5 protein-coding genes are annotated in these 5584 nt (G+C 43.9%); 3 read left to right on the top strand and 2 right to left on the bottom strand.

Annotated features, from left to right (window positions below; genetic code table 11):
* Positions 1 to 86: 86 nt before the first annotated feature.
* The gene (locus tag ACN0T0_RS20285) at positions 87 to 2099 is read right to left on the bottom strand and encodes a PKD domain-containing protein (protein ID WP_417228671.1); all 2013 of its coding nucleotides are present in this window, start codon (positions 2097 to 2099) and stop codon (positions 87 to 89) included.
* Between the two features lie 5 nt (positions 2100 to 2104).
* The gene (locus ACN0T0_RS20280) at positions 2105 to 2380 is read right to left on the bottom strand and encodes a hypothetical protein (protein ID WP_256950047.1); all 276 of its coding nucleotides are present in this window, start codon (positions 2378 to 2380) and stop codon (positions 2105 to 2107) included.
* Positions 2381 to 2832: 452 nt separating this feature from the next.
* Here ACN0T0_RS20280 and ACN0T0_RS20275 point away from each other — a divergent pair, with 452 nt between their 5' ends.
* The 3 genes from ACN0T0_RS20275 to ACN0T0_RS20265 all read left to right on the top strand — a co-directional run bounded on the left by ACN0T0_RS20275 (position 2833) and on the right by ACN0T0_RS20265 (position 5491).
* Positions 2833 to 3657 (top strand): peptidyl-prolyl cis-trans isomerase, encoded by an 825-nt coding sequence (locus ACN0T0_RS20275; protein ID WP_256950048.1) that lies wholly within the window; start codon positions 2833 to 2835, stop codon positions 3655 to 3657.
* Positions 3657 to 4664, top strand: a complete 1008-nt coding sequence (locus ACN0T0_RS20270; RefSeq protein WP_256950049.1) for a HupE/UreJ family protein — start codon at positions 3657 to 3659, stop codon at positions 4662 to 4664. The genes ACN0T0_RS20275 and ACN0T0_RS20270 overlap by 1 nt, the downstream gene beginning before the upstream one ends.
* Before the next feature lie 356 nt (positions 4665 to 5020).
* Positions 5021 to 5491, top strand: coding sequence for a hypothetical protein (locus tag ACN0T0_RS20265; protein ID WP_256950050.1), 471 nt, complete (start codon positions 5021 to 5023; stop codon positions 5489 to 5491).
* The last annotated feature ends 93 nt before the right edge of the window (positions 5492 to 5584 follow it).

Raw genomic sequence — 5584 nt, 5'->3', positions numbered from 1 at the left:
CGAATACAGACTTCGAAACAGGACAATTAGTGCAAAAAAAATCCGATATCAATTGGCTGATATCGGATTTTAAGTCCTACTTTACATTAAGGTGTCAAGGTTGAATCGTAGATAGCTCCGCTGTCTACAGCCTCACGTTTTCTGTTGTGCGGAACACAAACTTCCACTACACCAGAATCACTACCTTCAATATCTGAAGCAGTAAATTCAATCTTGTAGATACGACCATCTCCCGTACCTGAACGCTCTGCGCGCAGAAGTACAGAGCCATCGTCGTTGATAATCGCATCTATAGCGGTATCACCATCACCTAGACCTTCAGTTGGTTCATCCTGAGTTACGGAATCAATTACGATGGTTGCATTATCGTTTGGATCCGTTACACCAAGGATCTTAATCTCTACGAAGTTATGCTTAGGTGGCCACAAACATTCTTCTGACGGGAAAGCCAGCGAAGCGTTTGGTGGATCGTTCTCGTTTTGCACGTTGATATCTACTGTTTTAGAGTCACTTCCGCCAAAGCCATCATCAACAACCAACTCGAAGGTGAGAGTTTCACCACCGGCATTCACAAATGGTGCGGTGAAGCTCGGTGTAGCTGAGCTAGGATCATCTAGGGAAGCTATGGTGCCGGCTATTTGGGTCCACGAATAACTAAGCAGATCGCCGTCAGGATCACTGCTGGCAACACCAGTTAGGTAAACTAGTGTATTTTCGTTAACAGTTTGATTCAGACCAGCGTCAGCAACTGGAGGGTTGTTTACATTGGTAATTTCAATCGTAACTGTCGATACATTATCACCCAGGCTATAGCCATCTGCTGGTAAGTCAGCAGGTAACCCATCATCTACTGTTAGTTCAAATATCAGGGTATCAACAACGCCAGACACCCCTCCAACGTCATAAGTTAAAGCTGTAAAACTTGGCGTGGCGGAGTTTGCACCGCTTAGTACGACTGGATTACCGGAAACCTGCGACCAAGAGAAGGTGATTGGATCACCATCGATATCAAAGCTGTTCGAACCATCCAGAGCCACAGGAGCCCCTTCTGCTACAGACTGGTTATCTCCTGCGTCAGCAACTGGTTGATGATTGTTATATACATCGGCAACGGTTACTGAAACGGTATCGCTATCTGTCAGATCACCTGCGGTAAGAGTGAGTTTAAAAGTGAGGGTTTCGCCGCCAACGTCTACCATAGGAGCAGTAAAACTAGGCGAGATTGCAGAGGGATCGTCAAGAGATACTGGTGTACCAGCAATTTGGGTCCAGGCGTAAGTCAAGGTTTGATCGCCTTCATAAGATGAACCGCTACCATCCAGCATAACTGTTGAGCCTTCATCAACGGTTATATCTAAACCGGCTGCGGCACGAGGAATAGCCTGGCTTCCTACCCAGGATAACTCATTAAGCAGTACCTGATACTGTTCTGTACCGGGACGGGCGTGATAGTCATGGTCGGGACCCGTTGCTAGGACGCGACCACCGCCGGACTTAGCTGCAATGGCTGCAGCATTACCGTCGCGATCTCGCATTATGACTTTAAACGCTGATGTGTCATAGATAGGAAAATAACCGTGACAGTTGACCAGAGATGGTGATGTGTTTACATCTGCAGTGAACACAGGGTCAACTTCAGGGGTAAACGACCAAGGGCCTGAACAGAAACTGGTGGCGCCGAAAACACCAAGCCAGCTCAGATCGTTGAAGTTGCGATCATCGCCATCCAGAAATAGATTACCGCCATTAAAAACATAATCTATGACTTTTGCAGAGGAAAGATCCAAGTCTGCATCTGCAGTTGCCCATTGGGTTAAGATAACATCATAGGTAGCCATCTGTGCTGGAGACATGGCATTAAATGCAGGCCCAGAGACATGCGTCACGGTAGAGCCCAGATGATCCTGACCGCCATATGGTGATGGATTAGTCGGAACAAAGTTTTGAGTAGCCCGGGTACCCCGATTGGCACCAACTGTAAGGATGTTTAGAGGATCGCCTGCTGCGTATACTGAGACAGGGACCATCAATGTACCTGCTGCAATGGCGGCTAAGCCAAACGGTAATGTACGGTGTAAATTTCGTTTGATAATGTTCATCCCGATCACTCCATTCTCAGCATGTGTTTAATCACGCCTACGTCATTTTCAACGCTTTCCAGTGTGTCTCCGCTGGCACATCGCTCATCCACCATATCCAGTAGTATCTGCGCTTGCTCGATATCGCCAGCAGAAACTCCTGGAGCTGGTTCAGCCATTGCGCCATTGATCGTCAGTATTTCATTTTCACATGCTTCATCCGCGACTGTGGGTACAGCTATTAAGCCGAGAAACACCCCAAAAGATGCCGCTTTCAGTCTCTTCTTCGTTGAAAGTGTCATATGAATATCCTTAATTTATTAGTTATTAATTCACTTGAGGCATCGTCGTATGGACATTTAGGTTCTTTAATATCGAAGTGACGATTAAGACTCGTCCTCAAGAAAAAACCGTTTGACACAGCAATGTCCAACGGCTGGAAAAGAGTATAGGTACTCTGCTAAGCGCCAGTTTTTGGCAACAATACAACTCAGAAAACATTAAAAGACGGAGAGAGGAAATGTTACTTATCTGTCAAAAGGTTGTACGCAACATGTCGATAGTTAAGCATTAATAAGAATACCCAAACATTTTTATATTCCAAACTGAAATATAAAAAACTCTTAATTCCCAAATATGAGACAAGTGTCATGACTAAGCTTAAATCAAGCTATAGCTACAAAGGCACTATGCATATTGTCACTTAGTGCACTCTATACTTGATACGATCGCACCAAATCTAGGGATGGATAAAATGATTGCAAAAGTGTTAAGAGACCCCTTTACTCACTTTATATTGTTGGGTTTATTGGTCTTTATAATTGCAGACAAAGAGTTTGTTTTTTCATCAGCCACTGTGTCACCAAAAGCAAAGATTATTATTGATGAAAAGATAGAGAACTTGCTCGTACTTAAATTCAAAGCCAGCCAGAGCCGGTCACCGAATGACTTAGAGTTACAGCAACTCATAGACCAGTACATAAGAGAGGAAGTGTTGGTCAGAGAGGCGATAAAGCTCGGCTTGGACAAAAACGACCATGTTATCCGAGCCAGATTGGTTGAATTAATCGATTCCATCGGACTGGCCAATAACCAAGTTGGCGACCCAAGTGAAGCTCAACTCAGGCAGCTCGCTCAACACAGCCCAATGAGATACTCAACCGGAGGAAGCTTCTCTTTAGAACAGATTTTCCTAGGCACTGAGCCAAGTGATGAACTAATTTCAAATACAAAAATAGCAATAGAGAATGGTACGACTCCAGCTTCTCTTAGCGTTAACTCAAAGTTTGCTTTTCGACTAAACAACGCATCAAAAGAAGCCGTTGTAGGAATGTTTGGTGGTAACTTTCTTCAGGCATTAATGGAGGCCGAGTTAGGGAAATGGGCGGGACCAATCAAGTCTCCTGCTGGGGTACATCTGGTGAAGGTGGTTAACCGAGAAAGCCCTACTATACCACCGATTGAGCAGATAAAAGAGCTACTGGCTTCTGACTGGCTCATATTGCAAAGACGTAGTTTGCTAGACAAGCTTTATCAAGACTACCGCAGCAACTATGAAGTACATAAGGATAGCGACTAATGAGCAAGTATAAACATGCTATATTCATCTGCGTTATTTTATTATCACAGTTAATTTCTACGCCTGCTTTTTCACATGCATTCGATCCGGGCCTGCTGATTATAAAACATGCAAATAATCAAGAATGGGCACTATTCTGGAGAAAACCGGACCTGAATGGTACCCCAATGCCAATTGATATCGCCCTGCCAGCTTCCTGCGTATCAACAGGAGATAAGACGACAAACCTAGAAGCCGCAGCTTGGATATCCAAATGGGTCGTATCATGTAAGCCTGGCGCTTTCAATCAGCCACTAGAGATTTCGGGCCTTGAGCTATATGATATAAGTGTTATTGTGCGTTATTTGCCTGCTGAAGCAGATGATTTCCATACATTTCTGATTCAACCTGATGATCCCTCAATTCAATTAGAGGTGGATTCATCCCCTTTGTCAGTTTTTTCTACTTATCTCGTTTTGGGATTTGAGCATATCCTAGAAGGTTGGGACCATTTATTGTTTCTCTTTGCTTTGATCCTTCTGATTCAGCATCAATGGAAGCTTGTCATCGCAATAACAGCCTTCACGATTGCACACAGTATTACTCTGTTTGCATCAGTAACAGATATCGTAAGATTGAATCCTAAGTTGGTTGAAGCCTTAATCGCCTTCTCAATCGTGTTTCTTGCATGTGAAATTGTCAAAAACAGGTCGAACACAAACTCACTTGCGCAACAATATCCATGGCTTGTAACCTTCACTTTTGGCTTATTACACGGCTTTGGATTTGCAGGTGCATTGCGTGAGATAGGAATCCCTCAGGGTGAGATCCCTATGACTCTGTTTGCCTTTAACGTAGGTGTAGAGCTTGGCCAGCTAACGTTTTTGTTTGGCACGTTGGGCTTTATGACATTATGGAGACGGCTGGTATATAGCTCATTCCGAGAAAGCTTTTTAACGCATAAGATTGGGGCTTATGCTATCGGTACATTGTCGAGTTACTGGTTGATTGAACGTATTGTCCTGTGACAGGAGTTTTGAAATGTTTCTACAGATTCGTTTCCTCATCTAAAATATTTCTGAAGACCTATAGCTGTCATCATTCAGAATCGTGTCAGTCAGCCACCACTGAAATTGTGGCGAAATAAAAGGTATCCGTAGGGGCTAGATCATAGCGTTGCTGTCCATAAGCGGCTTACGTTAGGGAGCAGATTGTACGATTTGAACAAGCGACATCAGAAATGCTATCAGAGCGAGTATGAACCGTTACACTTAAACGCTTGTAATTACCATAATAAGACTTCGCCACCATTAAATTAGAGTCTTCTAATTCAAGACCTCACACGCTATAATTTAGATGTCGCTAATACAAAAGGTGGATATCAATGTCAGCTCCGAAAGGGAATACATTCAATAATAAGTATCAGCCAGACTACGTGAAGCAGGTATATAAACTTTGCCTACTTGGCGCGACCGATCAGGAACTGGCAGACTTCTTTGAGGTTGACCGCGACACCATAAAGAATTGGGCAAAGAAACACCCAGATTTTGCGGAAGCACGTCGAAACGGAAAACTTAAGGCAGATGCCGAGGTCGCTAGCAAGTTATATAAACGTGCTATTGGATGTCACGTTAAAAAACAGAAGGTGCTGTCCAGCGGTGACATTGTGGAATACACAGAAGAACTTCCGCCTGAAACCCGTGCAATCGAGTACTGGCTAGGATGTCGAAACAGAAACCTATGGGGTAAGAATCAGAAAGTTGAAATATCAGGAGATAACAAAAACCCACTGGCGTTTATTTTGTCCGAGGTTGCAGCTGAAGCCGAAAATGCAAGCCCATTACCAAATGGGTAGTGAACCTGATAATCGAATCAACTACTAGTAATTAGTAAGACTTCCGCTTCTGGGTTATCAAGTCGCCAAACACGTTCATACCATAAGTCGAGA

The sequence above is a fragment of the Amphritea sp. genome (assembly GCF_048266285.1).
Lineage (GTDB): Bacteria > Pseudomonadota > Gammaproteobacteria > Pseudomonadales > Balneatricaceae > Amphritea.
This window is presented reverse-complemented; position numbering and strand designations above follow the sequence as displayed.